The sequence below is a fragment of the Myxacorys chilensis genome, from assembly GCF_059505265.1.
Genome location: NZ_JCACKG010000217.1, coordinates 43477 through 66737 on the forward strand (window position 1 = coordinate 43477; position 23261 = coordinate 66737).

16 protein-coding genes are annotated in these 23261 nt (G+C 48.0%); 11 read left to right on the top strand and 5 right to left on the bottom strand.

What is annotated here, in order from left to right; translation table 11 throughout:
• The first annotated feature begins 236 nt into the window (after window positions 1-236).
• A complete protein-coding gene (locus tag AC5JLB_RS21875; protein WP_495875938.1) occupies window positions 237-2147 on the top strand; it encodes an ATP-binding protein in 1911 nt (636 codons plus the stop codon).
• A 44-nt stretch (window positions 2148-2191) separates the two neighbouring features.
• On the opposite strand, the gene AC5JLB_RS21880 is transcribed toward AC5JLB_RS21875, so the two are convergent.
• Together AC5JLB_RS21880 and AC5JLB_RS21885 are read right to left on the bottom strand one after the other, a co-directional pair.
• The gene (locus AC5JLB_RS21880; protein ID WP_495875939.1) at window positions 2192-3091 is read right to left on the bottom strand and encodes a mechanosensitive ion channel family protein; all 900 of its coding nucleotides are present in this window, start codon (window positions 3089-3091) and stop codon (window positions 2192-2194) included.
• Window positions 3092-3217: 126 nt separating this feature from the next.
• The gene (locus AC5JLB_RS21885) at window positions 3218-4210 is read right to left on the bottom strand and encodes an extracellular catalytic domain type 1 short-chain-length polyhydroxyalkanoate depolymerase (RefSeq protein ID WP_495875940.1); all 993 of its coding nucleotides are present in this window, start codon (window positions 4208-4210) and stop codon (window positions 3218-3220) included.
• Between the two features lie 326 nt (window positions 4211-4536).
• Between AC5JLB_RS21885 and AC5JLB_RS21890 the strand changes: the two genes are divergently transcribed.
• From AC5JLB_RS21890 to AC5JLB_RS21920, 7 genes are all read left to right on the top strand, one after another.
• Entirely contained in the window at window positions 4537-5781 is a 1245-nt protein-coding gene (locus AC5JLB_RS21890) for an efflux RND transporter periplasmic adaptor subunit (protein ID WP_495875941.1), read from the top strand.
• Between the two features lie 9 nt (window positions 5782-5790).
• A complete protein-coding gene (locus tag AC5JLB_RS21895; RefSeq protein WP_495875942.1) occupies window positions 5791-9123 on the top strand; it encodes an efflux RND transporter permease subunit in 3333 nt (1110 codons plus the stop codon).
• 624 nt (window positions 9124-9747) lie between these two features.
• On the top strand, window positions 9748-12267 hold the full coding sequence (locus tag AC5JLB_RS21900) for a beta strand repeat-containing protein (protein ID WP_495875943.1): 2520 nt from the start codon (window positions 9748-9750) through the stop codon (window positions 12265-12267).
• A 76-nt stretch (window positions 12268-12343) separates the two neighbouring features.
• Window positions 12344-12931: a hypothetical protein gene (locus AC5JLB_RS21905; RefSeq protein ID WP_495875944.1), complete on the top strand. Its 588-nt coding sequence runs from the start codon at window positions 12344-12346 to the stop codon at window positions 12929-12931.
• A gap of 60 nt (window positions 12932-12991) precedes the next feature.
• A complete protein-coding gene (locus AC5JLB_RS21910; protein WP_495875945.1) occupies window positions 12992-14539 on the top strand; it encodes a hypothetical protein in 1548 nt (515 codons plus the stop codon).
• Entirely contained in the window at window positions 14536-18060 is a 3525-nt protein-coding gene (locus AC5JLB_RS21915; RefSeq protein WP_495875946.1) for a TonB-dependent receptor, read from the top strand. The genes AC5JLB_RS21910 and AC5JLB_RS21915 overlap by 4 nt, the downstream gene beginning before the upstream one ends.
• Window positions 18057-20438, top strand: a complete 2382-nt coding sequence (locus tag AC5JLB_RS21920) for an SdrD B-like domain-containing protein (protein WP_495875947.1) — start codon at window positions 18057-18059, stop codon at window positions 20436-20438. Before AC5JLB_RS21915 ends, AC5JLB_RS21920 begins: the two co-directional genes overlap by 4 nt.
• A 22-nt stretch (window positions 20439-20460) precedes the next feature.
• Here AC5JLB_RS21920 and AC5JLB_RS21925 read toward each other — a convergent pair whose 3' ends face one another.
• The 3 genes from AC5JLB_RS21925 to AC5JLB_RS21935 form a co-directional block, all read right to left on the bottom strand.
• A complete protein-coding gene (locus AC5JLB_RS21925; RefSeq protein WP_495875948.1) occupies window positions 20461-21021 on the bottom strand; it encodes a hypothetical protein in 561 nt (186 codons plus the stop codon).
• Between the two features lie 42 nt (window positions 21022-21063).
• A complete protein-coding gene (locus AC5JLB_RS21930; protein WP_495875949.1) occupies window positions 21064-21327 on the bottom strand; it encodes a YkvA family protein in 264 nt (87 codons plus the stop codon).
• A 190-nt stretch (window positions 21328-21517) separates the two neighbouring features.
• Complete coding sequence (locus AC5JLB_RS21935; protein ID WP_495875950.1) at window positions 21518-21745, bottom strand: hypothetical protein; 228 nt, start codon at window positions 21743-21745, stop codon at window positions 21518-21520.
• A 521-nt stretch (window positions 21746-22266) separates the two neighbouring features.
• Here AC5JLB_RS21935 and AC5JLB_RS21940 point away from each other — a divergent pair.
• The 3 genes from AC5JLB_RS21940 to AC5JLB_RS21950 form a co-directional block, all read left to right on the top strand.
• The gene (locus tag AC5JLB_RS21940) at window positions 22267-22485 is read left to right on the top strand and encodes a DUF433 domain-containing protein (protein WP_495875951.1); all 219 of its coding nucleotides are present in this window, start codon (window positions 22267-22269) and stop codon (window positions 22483-22485) included.
• 1 nt (window position 22486) lies between these two features.
• The gene (locus AC5JLB_RS21945) at window positions 22487-22648 is read left to right on the top strand and encodes a DUF5615 family PIN-like protein (RefSeq protein WP_495875952.1); all 162 of its coding nucleotides are present in this window, start codon (window positions 22487-22489) and stop codon (window positions 22646-22648) included.
• Window positions 22649-22712: 64 nt separating this feature from the next.
• The coding region (locus AC5JLB_RS21950; RefSeq protein WP_495875953.1) for a DUF262 domain-containing protein at window positions 22713-23261 on the top strand (549 nt) is incomplete at its 3' end.

Sequence of the window (23261 nt, forward strand, 5' to 3'; positions counted from 1 at the left end):
TTGAATGCTCTCTAGGTGCTATAAAGATTACTCAATTAATGCATTAATTTCACCCATCCGTAGGACTAACCCGATCGAGAGAATACTTAGCGCGATCGCTCCTTAAAAAACAACTTAACCATGCAATTTTTCAAGATTTCATAACGTAGGCTGGCTCAATCAAAGCCTTATGGTAGACGCAAAGAGTGGGCTTCAGAACTAATGTCAAACCGTAGTTGCGATCGCATTCATGACCAATGGTTTTACATACAGATCCTCATCCAACTCGCGTAAACGCCAGGAAAACTGATGCGTTTGACCTGTTTAATCTCAATTACTACATTGGTCCAAATCCGTACCTCAATACGGCTGCCTTTGCCTTCCGGTTCACGCTGACAGGAAATACCGAACCCCTGCCGCTTGATCAGTATGTTGCAAAAGTTAGCGATCGCTATCCTCATCTCGCGGATGAATCTTACGAATCTCACGCTCACTTATTTGTTCGTGTCCTCGCCGAAGTCAACCGACTCGACATGGATTTGCATCTCGATCGCTGGAGCATTGCCCCGGCTCATGAGTCGTTTCAGATTGCGGTTCAAGCCTTACATCGCCGTACTAGTCGAGCCATCATTTACTGCGTATGGGACTGGTTTGAAGCCATTACGCAAAATAAACGATTTTGGATTGAAGACCAAATTGAAGAACTGCAAGCTTCATTTCGTCAGTCTGTCTATGGCGGACCTACAGTGTATGCTTTGCTTAAAACGGCAGAAGAACACGGGATTCCGACCTTCTATCTGTGGGATGAAGGGCTGATGCAGTATGGCTACGGCAGAAAGCAAGTGCGGGGAGTTGCCACCACATTTGATGGAGATAGCCATTTAGATTCTGACTTTACGACCCGCAAAGACGATTGCAAAGCGTTTTTAAGTACTCTCGGATTCCCGGTTCCTCAAGGCAGGATTGTTGTTGACCTCGATGAAGCTCTGGTGGCCGCCGAGCGCACAGGTTATCCGGTTGCTGTTAAACCTGTCGTTGGTCACAAAGGCATCGGCGTTACGGCAAATGTGCAAGATGAGGATGAGCTAGAATTTGCCTTCAATCGTGCGGTTGAAGCAGTTCCACCCGACCAATCGATTCGCGTGATTGTAGAGCGCAGTATCACGGGTAAAGATTTTCGATTGCTGTGTGTGAATGGTCGGTTTGTGGCGGCAACAGAGCGCCATCCGGCGACCATTACAGGCGATGGAGACTCGACGATTCAAGAATTGATCGAGCGCGAGAATCGCAAGCCCGATCGCAGCGATACGCCAACATCGCCCCTCGGAAAAATTAAGCTCGATGAGTCAATGGAACTCCATCTCAAAGAGCAACATTTAATGCTCGACAGTGTGTTAGAGGCAGGTCGAACCGTTCCTTTACGTAAAGTGGCAAACCTGTCAGCAGGCGGGATGAGCATTGATGCAACGCATTCCATTCATCCTGACAACATTGTGTTGGCGCAAGATGTCGCTCAGCATTTCCGGTTAACGTGTTTAGGTGTGGATGTGATCGCTCATGATTTAGCCCACTCTTGGAAATCTGGCGAGTTTGGCATTATCGAAATTAACGCGGCTCCTGGCATTTTCATGCACTTGAAACCTGCGATCGGGGAACGGGTTGATGTCACATCTGCAATTTTGAAAACGTTTTTCGCTTCTGGAGCCGATGCCCGCATTCCAACCATCACGTTCAATCGCGTTGCAGTTCAAGAACTTCAGGAATTGATCGATCACATCCTGTTGATTCATCCAGACTGGACAATTGGCGCGGTCTGCCGAGATGCTGTTTTCATTAATCGTTCTGAGAAAAACCAGCACGCAGACTACAACACGAACGTTCAGAACCTATTGCGGAATCCTAAACTCGATCTCCTGATCACCGAGTACCGAGAAAACGTTCTCGACACTGCTGGAATGTTCTACTACGGCAGCGATGTTGTGATCTTGGATCATCCAACCGATATTGAGATGATGCTAACCCGAGATGTGTTTGAAGATTCGACGATTGTGATCAAGCAAGAAGATCAGATCTCCATTCGTCGTGAGGGACTGTTTGAGCAATATCAGCTAGGGTTCCACGAACCGTTTAGCCGAGTGTATCTCAAGGAGGTCGCTACCATTCTCTAGTAATACTCTTTGCCAGACTCAATAAGCTCCAGTCTCCGTAGGATTTAGCCATCCTGATGAGCAACTTGATCCAGCGACGTGCCTCCCTTTGTTAGTGTCAATTCCTTTGGAACTTCAAACTGCAGCGTCCGAATCGGAAACGGGATGTTGATGTTAGCGCGATCGCACGTCGCTTTCAGTGCCATGATGACTCGACTTTTCGTTTGCCTGACGTGCATAATCTGAGGTAACGTCCAGTACCGTGCTATTAGATTGATCGAGCTATCGCCAAAGCTCACGACATCGACTTCAGGAGTTGGTTTTGGCAGAACGCCTTCTACTTCTAACAAGGCTTGGTAGAGCGTCTGGACTGCCTCAGGTAAATTTGTTTCATAGTGAACGCCAATTTCTAAATCCGTGCGGCGATGGGGAAACGCCGTTAAAACATGAACTGGACTTGTAAACACAAGGGCGTTAGGAATAACTACTAGCTCTCCGTCGTAGGTACGGATTTGCGTGGCTCGAATGGTAATTTCATCAACCGTTCCTTCATAATCATCAACAATAATCTGATCACCGAGTCGAAACGGTTCGTTTAACAGTAATAAAATGCCTGCCAAAAAGTTTTTGAAGATATCCTGGAACGCAAAACTGATTGCAACAGAACTTAGTCCTAACAATCCAATAACATCGCCTAAGCGCATCGTTGGAATTGAAATGACACAAGCCACTAAAATTCCAGCAATCCAAGTAGTAACATAGCTAAGTTGAGTGAACAGCGACTGCAACGATTGACTTCGGAGTGCACGTTTTGTCCCAAGACTCATCATCCGTCTCACAAATTGTGCGAGGTAGCGAGTGAAGAGCAGAACTGCGATCGCCGTCAAATATCCTGGCAGCAAGCGGACTCCATCACCAATTAAGTTAAGCAAACTCGCTTGAATCTGTTGAATTAATGCACTCATAAAACTAGGCATACCTCCAAAGGACTATCTCCCTCACCCTTACATATTCGTATAGCGCTAGTCACCTCACCAAAGATTTATTGAAAAACGAATGTTGCGCTTCTAAAACAGCTTTAAACAGTTTCGTTAGAGCGAATGGCGCTGAAAAAAGTTCCAAACCATCTGTCCCGAATCTGGAAATGCCGACTGTCCGCCTTTCGTCCAAACGTGCCCTGCTCCTTTTAGGGCAACTAACACCACTTCTGACCCAGCGCGACAATTGGCATAACGGGAAATTTCAACGCGATCGTTCTGGCTTGTTTGAGTCGTGGCTGGAGATGTGCATCCATCACGCTGTTGCCAAAAATTGATCACGGCGGGAATAGGCGGGATCGAGAGTTGCCGACCGACTTGTACTTTAGGAGGCGAACCACCATTCCACGGCACAACCGCATCTGCCGTGCCATTAATCATAATCAGAGAAATCGGAGTTTTAGTTTGGCAAGTCGGCGTAAACTGATGGGGAAGAGAGGCCGCAACGGTTGCAAACGCGGCAATTTCTTGAGGACGTTGACACGCGAGTTTTTGCACCAAAATGCCTCCGTTTGAGATGCCCGTGACATAAATTCGGCGAGTGTCGATCGCGCGAATTTGCTTTAAGTGGGCCAAGAGAGCATCGACAAATGCTACATTATCTTCACCTGTAGTGGCTTTGCCAGACACATTCCATTTCTTCTCAATGCCGTCAGGATAAGCAACAATAAAGCCCTGTTGGTCTGCTAACTGATTCAGACCCGTGAGATCTGCGAGGGGTTTGCCTTGCTGACCGGAGCCATGAAAAGCTAACACAAGGGGTATGGGACGGGCAGACTGATAATTTGGCGGCGTATGCAAGTAATAGGTTCGTTGCCGTCCTTGATCTTGCAGAGTCCCAAATTCATCAGGCTTAAAGCTTGGCTGAGCTGCTGTCGCCGCCTGCTCACCTGTTGTTGAGTGATGGAAGCTTGGCTGACATGCCGCCAGATTTGCCACTATTCCGACTGTGGCAAGAAGCTTGATCGACGCTTCTTTAGAATTTTGCCCTTTAACGTTTTGCACAATAGCGCGTTGCCATGAATGCCAATGTGTAGCTTTTGCCATTGCAGAATCTATGAAATAAATTACGGCTTGATGAGTGTTTATTGATGAGGATTTATTGTGCAGAGGCGGTTGACATGATGGTGTACACTGTTAAACTAGTTCGCACTCTAACCAATTTCCGGGATCGAAGGTTTGTTACGCAACATTAAGATCGATTGTAACTATTGTTGCTGTAGTTAGTTCGTGAGACATCTTCCTATAGAGGCACTCTGAAACTAATGGCAGTCGCCAAACCACACCTCGATAAGCACGTAAGAACCTACCTCTTTTGCTATATGTACTTTTCTTAATGTGTGTGGGATCCTCTCAAAAACGCTTACCTAAAAATGCTGAAAATCCCTCTCTTTCAGCGATCGCTGAAGCCGCTCCTCCTTGCTTTGTTCGTCACTGTTTCAGTCACCGCTTGCAAAAAGAGTGACCCTTCTGCTTCAGCCAAGGCTCCTCCTGCGCTTCCTGTTAAGGTTCAAACTGTAGAGTCAGGTCAAGTTGAAGATAGCGCTGAGTTTGTGGGATCGCTTGAAGCTTTAAGCCGAGTTTCGTTGCAGCCGCAGGTTCCGGGGCGAGTAGAAGGTGTTTTTGTGGCGAGTGGTGATCGCGTTCAGCAAGGGAAGCAAATCTTCTCCCTCAGTCTCGATCAAACTCAGGCCGATGTCCTGAAAGCCAACGCTGCTACAAATTCTGCGAGAGCCGCTCTGAATAGTTCTGAAGCGCAACTGCAAGCGATCGAAGCCGACCGAGTGAAAGCAGCCTCTGATGTAGAGCTTAAGCGAGCCGATTTTAACCGAACTCAGCAGCTTGTGGCAGTCGGCGCACAGCCTAGACGTCAACTCGATGTTGCCCGAAATGATCTCAATGCCGCGATCGCAACCCTGCAAGCAGCAACCAAGCAAGTCGGGGCCGCCAGAGCAAATGTCAATCAGTTTGCAGCAGGGGTTAAGGAGTCTGAGGCAGAGACTGCTGCTGCCAGAGTCAGTCTCAATCAAAAGGATGTCACTGCTCCCATTAACGGAGTGGTAGGAGATTTTTCGGTCAAAGTCGGAGATTACGTCAACACGGGGCAAACGGTAACGACGATTATTCAAAACGACGCCCTTGACATGCGAATTTCGGTTCCCTCCAATGACCAATCCAAACTCCGCATCGGGTTGCCTGTCGATTTGATCGATCCCAATACCAACCAGTCTTTGGCCAGGGGAAACATTAATTTTATTTCTCCCCAAATTGAATCTGGCGCTCAGTCAATTTTAGTCAAGGCTCGCTTTCCCAACCCAGAGCGAAAGCTGCGAGACGGACAATATGTGCGGGCGAAGGTGCTGTGGAGCCAAAGTCCGGGCATTTTGATTCCAACGACTGCCGTAACTCGCATCGGCGGACAAAGCTTTGTGTTTGCGGTGGATGAGGATACGTCTCAAGGCGAACCGCGCCAAGTTGCTCATCAACGTCCCGTCAAGCTCGGCGATGTGCAGGGCGACAGTTATCAAGTGACAGAGGGTATCAAAGCAGGCGATCGCATTGCGGTTTCCAACACGCTGAAGTTGCGCGACGGTTCTCCGGTTCAGCCCCAATCTTAGGAATTACCTATGGTCATCCTATCGATCTCGGATGCATTTATCAAACGACCCGTTCTGTCTACGGTTTGTACGCTGCTGATTTTGCTGGCTGGCGCGATCGCGATTCCCCTACTGCCGATCAATAGCTTGCCAGACATTGCGCCTATTCAGATTATTACTTCTGGAACCTATATTGGCGCGGATGCTGAAACCGTTGAAGAAACCGTTACCACGCCCGTCGAGCGTCAGGTGAACGGGGTGGAGAAAATGGCGTATATTTCTTCAACCAGCAGCAATGATGGCGCTAGTTCTGTCTCGACCTACTTTGAGACGGGCACTGATCGCAACATCAACCAGGTCAACGTGCAAAACCGGGCTGCGATCGCGCAACCCACGCTTCCCGATGCGGTGAGACAAACGGGAGTAACAACGCTATCGCGATCAACTAGTATTCTGCAAGTATACGGATTCTTTAGTGAAAACAAAGAGTACGACAGCACCTTTATTAGTAACTATGTTGATCTATATGTGATTGATCCCCTCAAACGCATTCCGGGAGTTGGCGATGTGCGCGTCGTGGGAGAGCGGCAGTATGCAATGCGACTTTGGCTCGACCCGAATGCACTTGCAAGTCGAGGATTGACGACCACCGATGTTGCCAATGCGCTCACCTCTCAGAATGTTCAGGTCGGAGCAGGCGCAGTGGGGCAGGCTCCTGCTCCGGATGACCAAGCGTATACCTTTACGCTGCGGGTCGATAGCCGATTGAAAGACGTAACTGAGTTTGAGAATTTAGTTCTTAAAAGCCAATCAGACGGTGCCTTGGTCAAGCTTAAGGATATTGGTCGGGCTGAGCTTGGCGCGAGGGATTACACGACTTCTGCCCTAATTAGAGGAAAACCTGGCGTGGCGCTCTTGCTCTATCAGCTTCCTGGAAGTAATGCGTTGGAAGTTGCCAAAGCGCTTGAAGAAGCGATGGCTGGACTAGAGAAAAATTTTCCGCCGGGGCTGAAGTATGTTATCAACTACGACACGACTCCGTATATTGAAGTATCGATCGAGGATGTATTTAATACTCTGATTATTGCGATCGTTCTCGTTATTCTGGTCATTTTTGTTTTCTTACAGAATTGGCGGACTACGATTGTTCCGGTCATTGCTATTCCCGTATCCCTGATCGGCGCGTTGGCGTTTGCGTTGGCGTTTAAATTCTCTCTTAATAATCTCACGATGTTTGGACTTGTTCTAGCAACAGGTCTTGTTGTAGACGATGCCATTATCGTAGTTGAGAACATTACAGCAAAGATGGAGCAGGGGTTAAATGCTCGTCAAGCCTCAGTCGAAGCAATGCAGGAATTATCAGGGGCTGTGGTTGCAACGTCATTGGTGCTGATGGCGGTGTTCATCCCTGTCTCGTTTCTGCCCGGATCAACCGGAATTATGTATCGGCAGTTTGCGCTCATTATTGCCTTTGCGATCGCAATTTCTACGTTCAATGCGCTCACTTTTACGCCGAGTATCTCTGCCATTCTTTTGCGTCAGACGGATTCAGAGGGACGAGGTCCGCTGGCTTGGTTCTTCCGTAAATTTAATCGAGGTTTTGGTTGGGTTATCGATCGCTATCGCAGTTTGGTGAATCGATTAATTCGAGTGCGAATGCTAGTCGTAGGAGTGTTCGTTCTGGGTTTAGCGGCTACCGTAATGGTGTACACTTCCGTGCCCTCCGGATTTGTCCCCGATGAAGATCAGGGCTTGTTTCTCGGCATTATTCAAGCTCCCGATGGCGTGCCGCTCAGCTACACCGAAAAAGTAGCGGCAACGGTCTCTGATACGCTGTCACAAATGCCGGAGGTGGAGACCTATGTGCTAATTCCGGGCTTTGGTCTCAATGGCAGTGGGCCTAACCAAGGAGCCTTTTTTGTCCGGCTCAAGCCTTGGGAAGAGCGGCATGGTCAAGAGCACTCAGTCGCGACGATTGTGGGGCGCTTAAACCAAGAGGTTGGTAAAAATCAAGAGGCGATTATCAGTGCCTTTAATCTTCCCGCTGTACCTGGATTCAGCAGCACGGGTGGGTTTGAGCTTCAGTTACTCGATAAGTCAGTCGGTAAACTCAGCATTGATGATTTTGCAGCAACGGCTCAGCAGATTATTGCCAAAGCTAATCAAAATCCTGTGCTGCAACGGGTCTTCACACAATTCACGACGGGTACACCCCAGATTCAGATAGATCTCGATCGCGACAAGCTAGAAGCTCTAAACGTTGACTATGGTCAAGCGGTCAGCACATTAGGTGCGTTTATGGGAGGTCGGTACGTCAATGATTTCACCTTCGCTCAGCGCAACTACCGCGTCTATGTTCAGGCAGATGCAAAATATCGTAGTTCGCCCGATGATGTTCGTCAAATTCAAGTCCGCTCTCGGGACAATAAGCTAGTTCGTCTGAGTGAGATCGCGACTTTAAAACAGATTTCTGGTCCGCAGGTTATCAGTCACTTCAACTTGTTCCGCACGATTAAAATTCAGGGTAGTCCTGCACCGGGTCGGAGTTCTGGAGAAGCGATCGCGGCAATGCAACAAGCGTTTACAGAGGTCACTCAAGGTCAAAGCGATCTCGATTATGCTTGGACGGGACTTGCGCTTGAGCAACTTAAATCGGGTGGTCAAACGCTGCTGATCTTTGGGTTGAGTATTGTTGTTGTTTTCTTAGTGTTAGCGGCTCAGTACGAAAACTATGTTGATCCGTTGATTATTCTATTAACGGTTCCCTTGGCTATTTTAGGAGCCATGTCATTTGTGGCGCTAAGAGGGTTGCAGAATGATGTGTACTGCCAGATTGCCCTAGTGATGCTGATTGGTTTGGCAAGTAAAAATGCCATTCTAATTGTGGAGTTTGCCAATCAATCGCGAGAGGAAGGAATGTCGATTGTGCAAGCCGCGAAGCATGCCTCTGAACAACGATTTCGTCCGATTTTGATGACGGCTTCGGCGTCACTAGTTGGATTTTTCCCTCTCGTCGTCGCATCCGGAGCGGGTTCTGCGAGTCGCTGGTCGTTAGGAACGGCAGTTTTCGGAGGTCTACTCGTAGCAACCATTTTGAGTTTTCTCTTAGTCCCTGTTCTCTATGTGGTGATTAAGAGTCTGTATGAGTCGATTTCTAGCCGTCGACGACGCGATCCCCATGATCCGCCTACGCCACCTACCTCATCTGAACGCGAGTTTGCAACCCATAATAGTGGAGCGGAGTCTCGATTGACTTCGCCCAGTGGTGGGTCGCGATCGACAGAGCGCTCTTCTTTTTCTGATGATTCTGCAACTTCAGAACAGCATCCTAAACCCAACTTTCTAGAAGATGGTTCTGTTTAAGCGCCACGTTCTGGTGCTGAGGTAGGCAGAGCATTTGATAAAGACAGTCTGCTTTTGCATGGGCTTTCTACACCACTGCTTGGCATAGCGGCACTGATGGAAGCGCGCGATCGCGCGCTGTTTTTTGCTGAAAGGGACTGTTCTTAGTGAATTACGAGGTGAAACCTGATGTGCTGTACACAAACGTCCCACCTGTAGTCAGTACGCGCTTTAAAGAGTTAGATCTGATCTGCCTTGTCTAAGTAATTTCCCTAAATTTTTCTGTATAGCCTTGGACGCACGATCCCTGCGGTGCGTTAATTTGTCGTGTCGGAGCAATGCGTCGCAACATTGAACCTAAAGTATATTTTGCTACTTTTTCTCAGTGAGATCGCTGAGAAGGCGATGGACGTTTCATCTCAATGTGTTCATCGCTGAAATTTAGGGCAGTCTAACCCTAGTTCTAACTACTGAGCTATTCGTTTCATTTACTCGTGTCCTCCTTCTAAAGGAGTATCTTCAACCTCCGACTTCTAATGGAGATTAGAAATTTACTTCTTAACATCTGAAGACCGAACGATACGTCTTGGTGCCCTTTAGTTTTAACAGCTTTGCTTCTGACTGTTATTACTTCGATCTACCCGTATGAAATCTCTACATTCACGCTGGCGGTATGTGTTAGCCGCAGTTGCAATTGGCAGTACCTTTCCCATGACTGCTCCCGTTCTAGCTGGTGGCACAGCCGCTGGAGAAGAGATCAGAAATACCGCAACAGGTACATTTACAGATGGAACCACGACTTATAACACGACCTCTAATGAGGTTACGATCGTCGTTTCTGAAATTGCTGGAATTACCGTAACGGCTCAACCTCCGAGCGTGGCGGCTCCAAATGCTGGAGACACGCTCTATGTAGAATTCCTGATTACCAACACAGGAAATGATCCGACGCAGTTTTTTATTCCAGGTGTTGCTACGCTCTCCAACCCCACCAAATTTAGCCAAAACGGAAACATTCAAATCGTTGAATTAAACGGCGCACCATTAGGAACGTTTAAAGATGTTCCCACTGCTGGGGACACGACAGGCAATTTGCTGGGAACCGGAGCCACCGAAGGGTCATTGCCTGCAAATCCAGGAACAGGGACAACAGGAACAATTAAAGTTCGCGTACCGATTAAGGTGTTGGGAACTGCGATCGCAGGAGACACGCTCACCGTATCACTAGGTAAAACGGCTCCTGCCGATGGACAGAACCAAGACCGCACAGGCAGCGTTGAGACGGAAGACGTTTACACCGTAGACAATGAGGTAGAAGTTGGCGGCGAAACAAATGAGACCAATCCTGGAGTGCGGGAAGCAATGGCGACTAGCGCTCCTATTGTGGTCAATGCTCGACAGCAAGCCTTTGCATCTGTCCTTAAAGCAGTGGGCAGCTACGCCAACAACAACACGCCAAGCGTGCTTACAGATGACGTTCTCACTTATCGGCTAGCACTACGAGTCGAGAATCCTACGACTCCTCCAACTGGACTAGTCGCATCCGATCTATACGGTACTCAGCTAGATGTTGACAACATCACTACCAAGCCTTACGTGCTTGTTTCCGATGCGATTCCTGCTGGCTTACAGCTCGGTGCAACCGCTCCCACTCCTGCACCTGGGGGATGGATGCCAGTCTATACCCAAGATCCTGTGACCACAACGGCACTCAAGGCAAAGTGGACAACCACTCGACCCACAGCCGGGGCACCTATCACGCGAGTCGGCTTCATCTATGACACTACTACCACTCCAATTTCTAGAGGAACGGTTGGAGTAGGAAACACCATTTCTGGCTTTGCCTTCGACCTCACTCCAATGGGTTCGTTTACAGGTGGACAAATTGCCAATATTGCTCAGGTCTTTGGTCAGTCTCAACCCGGCGCTGTTGTACCCGGAACACCGACGCAGATTGTATATGACGAGTCGGGTGACCAAACGGCGAACAATGGCTTAGCTGGTAGTAACCCTGATGCAACTACTGGCGGAACTTCTGCTGCCAATGGCGGCATTAGTGATGGGGTTGCTAATCCTGCTGCGGATGGGATGGATCCAGGAACTGGAACCGATCCGGCGATCGCAGGTAACACGAACCAAGGTGTAGATGCGGGTGTGGGTGCTGGAACTAAACCAGCAGGGGGGGAAGACACGATATATACGATCGCGGCAACACCTCTCAACGGTCCATTCGGACAACCCGGTGCAGTTGGACCAACTAGCAATAACGATGATTACACCAACAAATCAATTGTTGTTCCGCCTGGTTTATCGCCAGACACGCCATTAACAGATGCTCAAACGCCAGCAGTTACGTTTGACAACACCGCTCAAAATACTAGTGCAAGCTCGGCAATGATTTCTCTGTTGCCAACGCCTCCAGATGTTACAACGGCAATACCAGACAACACCAAGGTAACCATTACCGATCCGGCAACGGGCAATAATGCTCTCTATAACTACACTTCAGCAGGCGGATTCGCTTTTGTATCAGGTACAGGAGCCACAGCTACCAGTCCGGTGAAGTTGACCATTGCAGGCAATAGCACAGCTAACTACAAGGTCACAATCGATTTGCCTGATGCGCCTCAACTGACAGGTTTCCCAGTTCCAATTACGGCGTTTATCGATACAAATAATGATGGTAGCCCAGCCAACGAGCCGAGTAACATCACCATTGATCGTCTCTACACCAACTATGTCAGCCTGGTGAAAGAAGCGCGAATGCTAGAACCGAATGGAACGCCAGTTGCGGGTGCGGCAGGTACATTTACAACCGATCAGGCGGATCTTAGTGCTGCCGCGGTTCCAGGCAGAATTATCGAGTATCGCATCACCTACAAAAACATCTCGACGAGCGGTGGAACGAACAGCGTTACCTTACCTGCTAATAATCTGGTGATTACTGAGGATGGCAGTGCTGGAACCAACACTTGGTTTACGACCACGTTTGATCAGAAGTACGCCACGAACGGCAGTAATGGTTCCGCAGTCGATCCAGGTGGAGCGATCGCGGTGACAACCAGTGGCACTCCGGTAGACATCCAGACCTATACCGATACCGTATCGTCTGTCGCGCCTGGTTCTGCAGGAGGTGCGTTCATCTTCCAGCGAACGATCAAGTAAAGGAAATGGCTTTGGCAAGGATGAACGGAGCTTGAAGAAGCCGAAATTTGAGTTGTTGCAGTCACAAGGATTAATCATGAAAAAGTATTGGATATTGAGTGTAGGTGCCGCGATCGCACTCTCAGCACTTCCGCTAAATGGCTCCCCTGCAATCGCGCAGATCTTCAACGGTTCAGCAATTGGCTCAACGCGCAACTTCGTAGAAATCGCGCAAAATGTTCTGACACAACCGAAGATCAATCTACATCTGGTGGTAGATCAGCAAGTTGTGAAAAAAGATCAGCAGGGCAAAACCATCGCAACTTGGCAGCCGATGAATGGCAAGGCGCAAGCCAAACCGGGCGATATTTTCCGGTTTACCGTGACGGGTAAAAACGAAGGCAATCGTGAAGCCAAGAAGTTTGCAGTCACGCAGCCTGTGCCTAAAGGAACGGTCTATCAGCTAGATTCAGCGACCATTGCCCAAGGCATTACCGCGACCTACAGCATTGATCAGGGCAAAACCTTTGTGGCGCGTCCCGTTGTTAAAGTGACGCTGCCCAACGGCAAGGTGGAAGAGCGCCCTGCGCCAGCAGAAGCCTATAGTCACGTGCGTTGGACGATGAGCCAAGATCTCAAACCCAACGCTAGTGCGATCGCAGCCTATCAAGTCAAAGTCCGCTAGTTTTTCTCAAGGTTAGGGAGGTGGTTTGGCCTCCCTACACTCTTCTATCCTCACCAGAAGATGTTGGGTGCTACAGCCTCAGAACGCCTATATCAGTTTGACGAGCGATTGTTCTACTGCTTCGTCAGTCCGCAGTCTCCTACCCGATTTGGCTCCCCCATGTTTCACCGCAAACGAAGTCGTCTTCTAACGGCGTTACTTCTCTCCAGTATTCTCTTCCAACCTGTAGCTGTGAAAGCTGCTACAGATATTCTCAACACTGCCTCCTATTCATTCCAAGATGCAGAAAAAAATACTGTTTCAGGGACAACCAATCAACTGAAGCAGGAGTTAGTTGATCCGTTTGGGCGAATTCGAGGCTGTGGGGGAGAAGTTTTGCCAGATTATGCTGGGTTTAGCGCCGGACTGTATGACGCGAGTGCGAACGATATGCCTATGGCATTGGTTTCACTCACTAGAACAGGAGCGGGAACGAGTTTTACAGGTGCGCCGCCTAACCTTCAAAATAGCAATCCTTTCTTTCTTGCAAATGACGAGCCAAAGGGAGCGTATAACTTCTTTCTCAATCGTAGCAACGGACAGATTGAAGTCGGTAAACGCTACATTTTGATCGTCAGTCCGCCTACAACTCTGAATCGCTACAGTCAACGTCAAATTCGGATTGTAATTACAGCAAGAGATGATGTTGCGAATACGGTTTCGTACACAGCAACAGCATTAGATGGTAGAGGCATCAGTCTGGACGGAGATCCAGCGACGTTCTCAACAACGGTAGCGATTAGTAATGCAGCCGGAACAGGACTCACGCTCTCGGCACTAAGTTTGCTCGATCGCCCGATTTGCGTGGGTGCATCTCAGCCCGTTCAAATTACCAAGACCGCCGATCGCGCCGCCGCAGAACCGGGCGATACAGTGATCTATCGCCTCTCGGTGCGGAACTTAAACACCGTTGCTAGCAATCAAATCGAGATTGTTGATCAGTTGCCACTAGGATTTGTCTTTCTGCCTAAAAGCATTCGGGGTGAATTGGCAGGAAATACAGTTGTCATTTCAGCAACTCAGGCTGGTTCAACGGTTACGTTCAGATCCAATGGCAGCATTCCTCCAGAGGGTGTACTAAACGTTGCTTATGCAGTTCAACTTAGTCCTGACTCAGTGCGAGGCTCAGGCGAAAATCTTGCGAGTGTTAGCGTTCGTAGATCTGACACTAACGCTGTTCTTCGAGACGGACCTTCTAAGTATCGTATTCGTATTCGTCCTGGCATTCTATCTGATTGTGGAACGCTGATCGGACGAGTGTTTGACGATAAGAACTTTGACGGTGAACAACAGCCAGGAGAACGAGGAATTCCGAATGCGATCGTGTTCCTAGATGATGGCACGCGCATCACAACCGATGTCAACGGCATTTTCTCCGTTGCAAACGTGATTGCAGGCAGTCGAACGGGTGTTTTAGATCTCAGCAGCGTTCCTGGCTATACCTTTGCCCCTAATCGCTACATCAAAGAACGGAACAGTCAATCCCGCTTAGTGCGCCTCGAACCGAGTGGATTGGCACGAATGAATTTTGCGGTCACGCCCGTAGCATCGCAGGCAGGTAAACCATGAAGACAGTTCAAAAATCGTTTACCGCTTGTCTACTAGGGCTGCTGATAACTGAAGCAATCGGCTTGCTGCTGCTCTCGTCTAGAGGAATGGCGGCGACTCCCGTGGCGTCGCCTACCCTAACGCCTCAACCTGTTGTACAAGCATCTCCCACCGTTCAACCTTCTCCAACGGTTAAGGTAACGCCTTTTCAAGCGCCGTTTCTCACAATCGTGTCTCCAACTGCAAATGCGATCGCAGATGCACCTTCAACCACTGTTGTTCTAAAGTATGCGCTCGAACATCAAGTTGAACTACGGGTAAACGGAACTCTTGTGAATGCTGCGCTGATTGGTCGGACCGAAACCGATCAGCAAAATAAGCAAATCACCCAAACCTGGTATGGTGTAACGCTACAAGATGGCGATAATACCATCACAGCGCAAACTTTAGTCAATGGTAAAGTTGAAGAAACATCTTCAATCAAAGTTCAAGTCCGGGGAGTCGCGAACCAATTATCAATTCGCACACTAGAGACACGAGTTCCGGCAGATGGGCGATCGACGGTGACTGTTGTCGGAGAACTGCTCGACGCCAGTGGCAACCGCTCCAGCCGAGATGCGATCGTCACTCTCAACCCCAGCGCAGGTGAATTTGTCGAACCCGACTTTAGCCCCGAACAACCAGGCTATCAAATCAAAGCGATTGGAGGAGAATTTAGAGCGACACTGCGATCAAATATTCAAGCGCAAACCGTGCGAATTCAAGCCAAAACAGACGCCTTGGATGCGTTTACGCAAGTTCAGTTTGAAACCGATTTGCGTTCCTCAGTGGTTACAGGGTCGATTGATCTACGGTTTGGCAAACGCGGCACCGATTTCTACCGCAGCTTTCGAGATTTTTTGCCGACCGATGGCAACAACAACTATCACTTAGCGGGTCGGGGAGCCGTTTTTGCGACAGGAAAGGTAGGAGACTGGCTCGTGACCGGAGCCTACAACAGCGATCGCGCTCTGAATGAAACCTGCGATGGCACAGCCTATCTATTTCGCGCTCAGCAATTTTGCGATCAGAACTATCCGGTGTATGGCGATAGTTCTAAAGTCGATGTGCTGACTCCTTCAATCGACAGCGTTTTCCTGAAGCTAGAGCGCACGTCTCCTCGCACGAATGGTATTGATTACTTTATGTGGGGTGACTACAATACCGAGGAATTTGCGACGCGATCGCAGCAATTCACCGCGACCTCGCGCCAACTCCACGGATTTAAGTCTAACTACAACATTGCGAACCTCCAACTGAGCGCGTTCTACGGCAACAATGTGCAAGGATTTCAGCGCGATACGATCGCGCCTGATGGAACGAGTGGGTTCTACTTTCTCTCGCGGCGGTTGCTTATTGGGGGGAGCGAGAACGTTTTTCTAGAAACCGAAGAGTTGAATCGTCCGGGCACAGTGCTTGAGCGAAAGCCGCTGAATCGCGGGGTTGATTATGAAATTGACTACGATCGTGGAACGCTGCTATTTAGACAACCGATTCTCAGAACGGACGTTGATGCGCTTGGGCAGGTTCTTGTTCGGCGCATTGTCACGACCTATCAATACGAAAATCAGCAGGGCGATAAGAGCGATATTTTTGCAGGTCGTGCCGTTTATCACCTTTCTAAAACACTGGGGCAAGAGAGTTGGATTGGTGCAACTTATCTGCGAGAAAGCCAAGGCGTGCGGGACTTTGAACTATATGGTTCAGACGCCATGTTCTCGTTTGGCAATGGTAGCGTTATTGCAGAATATGCTCACTCTAGCAACCGCTCTGATGTTCTCGGTTTGGTTAACGGTTCTGCTTACCGACTTGAAGCCAATGCTCAAATCGCAGCGGGCATTCAGGCGCGGGGCTATTACCGAAGAACCGATACTGGATTTGCCAATGATGCAACAGTGAGTTTTGTGCCAGGGCAAACGCGCTATGGGGCAGAGGTAACGGGTAATGTTTCTACAACTACAAAACTTCGAGTACAGTATGACCACGAAGACAATACAGGCATTGCACCTCGCCGTCTTGATACGTTTCAAGATTTGTTTGCTCCCCGAACCGAAGCGATTCCTGGTACGCAAGTCGATAATTCTCTGACGACGATTGCACTCGGCGTTCAGCAACAGTTTGGTAGTGCTGCGCTTAATGTAGATCTGCTTCACCGCGATCGCACCGATCGACTCTCTCCCGAATTTAGCGGCTCATCCGATCAACTGCGATCGCGGCTCTCGCTACCCATTGCAAAAAATCTCACGTTCCTAGCCCAGAATGAAACGACGCTTTCATCTGATACTGACGCGGTGTACAGTGATCGCACAGGATTAGGCCTCAGTTGGGCAGTGATGCCGGGAACCAGTTTAGATCTGAGCCAACAGTTCTACACGCGTGGGCAATACGCCGGACAAGCGATTACAACCCTGGGTCTGAACAGTGAATATAAGTTTGGGCCTGATACCACGCTGCACGCTCGCTATGGCATTGTTGGTGGAGCAAATAGCTGGACAACCCAAGGTGCGATCGGGGTCAACCAAGGATTAGCGATCGCGCCGGGGCTACGAATGAATTTGGCGTATGAACATATCTTTGGCGGCTTTTTTGGCAATACTGGTGCGGGAACTCGATTTGCTCAGCCGTTTGCGGTTGGGCAGAGTGCATCTGCTCTAGGATTACAAAGTGGCGATAGTTATAGTGCAGGACTGGAATATACGGGAAGTAAAGAGTTTCAGGCAAGCGCACGCTACGAACATCGTAGTTCTTCGGGTGGAGACAACACAGTTATTTCGGCAGCCGCAACGGGAAAGATATCACCTGCGTTAACTGCGTTGGTTCGCTATCAGCAAGCCAATGCTGCCAACCAGACGCTGATTGGGTTGGATGACACGAAGGAACTCAAGCTGGGATTAGCCTACCGCGATCCGAACGATGATAAGTTTAATGCACTGTTGCGCTTTGAGTACCGTAAAAATCCGTCTACGATTCCCAACACGATTTTGTTTGGCAGTGGCACGGGAACAGAAGACCGTACGATCGCGCTCGAAGGCATCTACGCTCCGAACTGGCGCTGGGAGTTTTACGGTAAGTACGCATTGCGTCACAGTACAACCTACCTCGCCAGCGATCTAGCAGGAACGGGTGATGTTTCTCTGGCACAACTGCGAGCGACTTATCGCTTTGGCTATAGCTGGGATGTGGTGGGCGAAGTGCGGCGGATTGCTCAATCGAGTGCTGGCTATAGTGAGACTGGAGTTTTGTTAGAAGCGGGCTACTATCTGACGCCAAATTTGCGCTTGGCGGCGGGCTATAGCTTTGGTCGGGTGAGCGACAGAGACTTTGACGGCTCGCGATCGGCAGGAGGATTCTACGCGGGGTTAACAATCAAACTAAATGAATTGTTTAGCGGGTTTGGGATGCAAAAGCCTACTCCTCAACCACAACAAAGCTCTCCATCAAAAGCTGCTGAAGTTCGGGTAGATCAGTCAACCGCGATCAAACAGGGGAGCAACTCGTTATGAAAAAAGTCATGAATCGATCGCGTACTAAAAACCTTCTTGGCGTTCTGGCAGTGACACTTACGGCTTCAATTGCTCAACCTGCTATTTCTGCTGGTGTTGAGGGCGTTACAAGTTTCGCCACGGCTCCTGTGCCAGCTACGCCTAGCTCGATCAACACAACCGTAGCGGCTCCTTGTCAAATAGGTGCTCCTGCTAACTATACGTGTGGCGCAAATATTACAGTAGACTTCGGTGTAAGTGGTGGTATTGGGGATCGTCAACTTACAGGATTCAGTACAGGGTCGACTAACTACTCTGCAAGGGATGTAGTTGATTTTGTTAGGATTCGCCGCAATGACAATGTGAGTGCTGCTGGAGAAAGACAAATTATCTTTTTTGAATCTCCTTCTACAGGTAACAACAAAATTTCGACAACCACTGTCAGCACAATGGAGGAAGCATTACGGAGTAAATTTATTAATCGTGGTAGTGATAACTTATTTTCTAATAATATCGAGACGAATGGCAACAGTAACAACATCGAGCGAGTCGATTTTATAATCCAAGATGGAGTAATGTTTCCCGACAGCTTAGATAAAATTGGCTTTCTAGTAATAGAACGTGGAGGAAATGATCAATTCAAGATTGCTGCAATTACAGCGATTGACAGTAATGGAACCCCAACTGCATTTGGTTCAGTTGTCAATGTTGCAACATCTAATTGGGGAACTGGAACTGCATTTCAGCAGAAAACGACAGTTCTGCGTCGAGAAGCCACAGAAACGCTTTTTCATCCTTCTGCACAAACCGATGCGCAACCAGTTAAAGGGGTTTATGTTTCTTATGCAACACTGGGTATTGTTTCTAATCAGTCTGTCTATGGCTATGCCATTTTTCCAAATGATATTGCGTCAGTTCCGTCTTCTAGTCTTATTGATTGGAAAAATTCGTCTGTATATCCAACTAATACTGGTAGTGCCAGTAATCAGGGTGGAATCGACTTAATGGCAGGCGGTGGACTAGCGATCGAGAAATTTTACGTTTCAGGAAGAGTTTACGAAGATAACAACAACAATCAAGCATTTGATAGCACTGAGCCAACTTTAAAAAATATTAAAGTTACCCTTTTAGATAACAATGGCAACCCGATCAAAAGCATGGATACAACCAATGAGGGACGCTATACCTTCACCAATTTGGCGAATGGAACTTATCGCATTCGAGTTGATAATATCGATACCGATTTGCCTGCTGGCGACACGTTAACGACGCCTAATGATTTGACGGTCAATATTGTTGATGGTGCTGTCACTCAACAAAACTTTGGATTTAGGCAAGCTACACCATCAACTTTGACGGCAGATAAATCTGTTGCGTTGGTAGTCGATTCTGATAAATCTGGCGGCGCGACTCCCCTAGCCAGCCAAACTCCCACTCCCGGAGATATTTTAGAGTATACGATCGCAATTACTAATACGAGTGCTACGACTAATGCCAACAACGTCGTTCTAAAGGATGCTATCCCAACGAACACTACCTACGTTCCGAGTACACTACAAATTTCAACTGGAGCCAATAGCGGCGCTAAAACCGACGCATCAGCAGATGATCAAGCAGAAATATCAGGTTCTCAAATCACGTTTCGATTGGGGACAGGAGCTACTGCTATAGCAGGCGGCGCGTTAGGAACAACAGCCGCTGATAAAAGCACAACGGTTAAATTTCGAGTTCAAATTAATGATCCCCTGCCAAACGGAGTGGCGACTGTATCGAACCAAGCGATCGTATCTAGCACTGGAGTTGCTAACGTCAACAGTAATGACCCTAGCACTCCTGCCGCCGCTGATCCTACCGTTACAACAATCGGTCCTCGGTTGCGGTTAGTGAAGCGAATTACGGGCGTCACCAAGGCGGCAGCGGGTAGCACCAAACAAACAGTGGGTGGTTATAATGATTTGGCGACCGATCCCAATGACAACGCATCTGGTTGGGCAGGGGGCAGCGCGGCTTATCTGCTAGGAGCTATTACAGGTAGCCAAATTCCGGCTCCTAACCCTGGAGTACCCGCTCCCAAAGATGAAGTAGAGTATACAATCTACTTCTTATCCGATGGAGCAGGCACAGCCCAAAATGCAAGTATCTGTGACTTTGTGCCTGTTAACCAAAGTTATGTTCCAGGTTCACTGCAGTTGAATTTTAATGGAACGACAACCGCGATCGCAGATGGTTCGGGCGTAGGTCCTAGTAGCGGTTTCTACACAGCCAATTTTCCAACGGCGTGTCAGGGTACAAATAATAACAAAGGCGCGGCTTACTTTCAAATCGGGAACGTCACGTCGGTAAATGCTACCCCTGCGAGTTCCTACGGATTTGTTCGTTTCCGCGCCAAAGTAGATTAAGGCTTGATGAGTTTCAACGCTATCAAATTTTAGCAACAGCGCTTTGCAAAAATGCCTTCAACTGCTGACGAAGTTGCTGTTCTTTCCTGGCAACCAATGCGCCTGCTCTACCAACCTTTAGTTCAGCCTCAGCTTGCTTCTGCTGAAACTCATTAGAAGAGGCAGTTTCAAGCGCGCTCTTATACCAGCTCACCGCTTGACCCACTCGTTGCTTTCCAGCGATGTAGCGATCGCTGTAGCGTTCGGTTAAGGTTCTGTCAGCCTGAGCCAGTGGCTCGCGCAGTTGGGTAACGAGTCGATCCTTAATCACGGTAAACAGCATCACAATGCTAGTCAATAGATCAGGTGAAGTGGCTCGATTCGTTTCTTCGGCTGGTTGAGAGCCATCGCTTAGATTTACCGTGACCGTATCAAATGTGTTTTGTGCGATCGCACTTAGCGTACCTGCTCCTTCTTTCACTTCAGCAAATGCCTGACTCGACGCATTCCAAACAATATCTCGAATGCGAGTTGCCCGCGTTCCACCTTCTGTCTTTGCTTTTTGAAGATTGGTTGAAAGTTGGTCTTTCATCGGATCAGACATAGTTCACCTTCCGTGTGATTGAAGTTTGCTGAGCGTGTAGTGTTAGCTGATTGTAGCTGCGTTAGTTGTATCGACTTTTGATTTGCGATTTTTGAGTTGTTCGAGCAGAATCTGAGAGACTTCTGTGACCAACAGAGTTGCAACTACTCCGTCATCAAGCCAACCTAAGATAGGCAATAGATCGGTCAGAGCATTGAGAGGACTGACCAAGTAGAGTAAGCTACCCAATATAATCAACCAACGATATTTAGAATTCCGTAGCGTAGCGCGATACCAGTTGTAGAGCGGCTGAATTAGAAATTTCATTAGGTTGTCCTGTTGTTGACTCTTCTATCATGCCAAGTTTCTCAGTCCCTGTCCGGTGGGGAAAACCCACGATTTTGTCGTAACATTCCCACTCATCTTTTAACGCTACTCAGGCTCGATCGTTCTCAAGAACTCGTCTGCTGTAATCACCAGCACATCACGAAATGGGTTTAACACGAGCAAATCTCTGTCACCACTGATGATGTATTGAGTCTAAGATTTCTGGGGTTAATCCTCGCGCTTGAGCATTCTGGCTAATCTCACTCATCACCTCCTCTAGAGGTCTTTTGCTTCGAGTCGCATCAGTCAGCTTGAGGCTAAGTAATGCCTCCAATTTACGACGCTGTTCGTCAGAAGCTGCCTCAAAGATGCGGGCGACCTCAGCATTAACGCGAATTGTAATAGTTCTAATTTCCATGATGGCTATATAGGGGTTAAAACTTTACTTTTATAAGTCCTTCCACTGATCGATTTTGAACGTAATTAATTGTTCTTTCCTATTAATTTTGTCCTCATTCAATATTACGCTCAACATTGTTGTTAGAAGTAATACCTTTAGCATTAGAAGATTAGCTTTCTTGTAAACTTAATTTTGATCATCGACGCATTTGTTGCTTGCTGTAAATTAACAAGTGTGAATGCAGTACATGCGATCGTTAGGCTGCGATCGCTGAACTGGCAGAAGTCGTTAAATTCCAAGCATCAACCCAACCTATGAGATCGCTGGATAGTGGTTCATCAATTCGTGCGATCGTAGCCACACGCCCTCATCTACAAATATAATCCGAGCGATTGATACCAAGCTGGCGGAGCAAATCAACGGAGCAAATCATTTGAATTACTAGACTGGGCTGTTTGCCGGATTTGGAACTATGCCAGAAGATTCCATTTCACCAGAATTGATAAACTGTAAGTACAAAACCTGGAGGTCAAAGACTTATGCTTAAGAGTTCCTCAATCATTAGTGCATCTCCCGAAATTATGGGTGGCACTCCAGTTTTTGCTGGTACTAGGGTTCCTGTGCAGACGCTTCTGGACTATCTCAAAGCGGGAGAATCGATTAACGATTTTTTAGATGGATTTCCAACTGTCGCTAGAGAGCAAGTCATTGCCTTGCTAGAAGAGGCGGGAAAACAGCTTGTTGGCATGGTGGCATAGAATGAAGCTCCTTCTGGATGAGTGTATTGATCGCAAGCTGGCGAGAGAGTTCGTGGGTTGTGAGGTAAAAACGGTTCCACAAATGGGATGGGCAGGAGTAAAGAATGGTCAGCTTCTTGCTCTTGCAGAATCAGAATTTGATGTTTTCATCACTGTCGATTGAACTTGTCGTTTCATATGTAAATGCTATACTTGGCGATTAAAATACTGGGGACAAATATAAAGGCATGGAATACCAGCCATACTCTATCAGGCAATTATTGGACTCAGTAAGTAGCGGCGGCATCCGAATTCCTGCTTTTCAGCGTGGTTTTGTTTGGGAAATGGATAAAGTTGCATACTTAATGGATAGCATTTATAAGAGATATCCTTTTGGCTCATTACTTTTTTGGAGAACTAAGTCTAAGCTCGCTATAGAGAAGAAGCTTGGGCAGTTTGAACTTCCAGAGCCAAGGGAAGATTATCCTATAGATTATGTATTGGATGGTCAACAACGGCTCACCTCAATGTTTTCCGTGTTTCAGACCGAATTAGAACCATCTATAGATAGTGGATGGCTCAAAATATATTTCGACCTTGAAGCAGATGAGAGCGTTCAAGAAAGCCAATTCTTAGCTCTACAAGATGATCAAGTTATTCCACAAAGGCATTTTCCACTGAGTGTTTTGTTTGATTCTGTTAAATATAGAGGAGCAACAGATAAATTCGATAATGAACAGATTATAGCGGTTCTCAATCGAGTGAGGTACAGTAACAGCAGTGAGCAAACCAGTGTT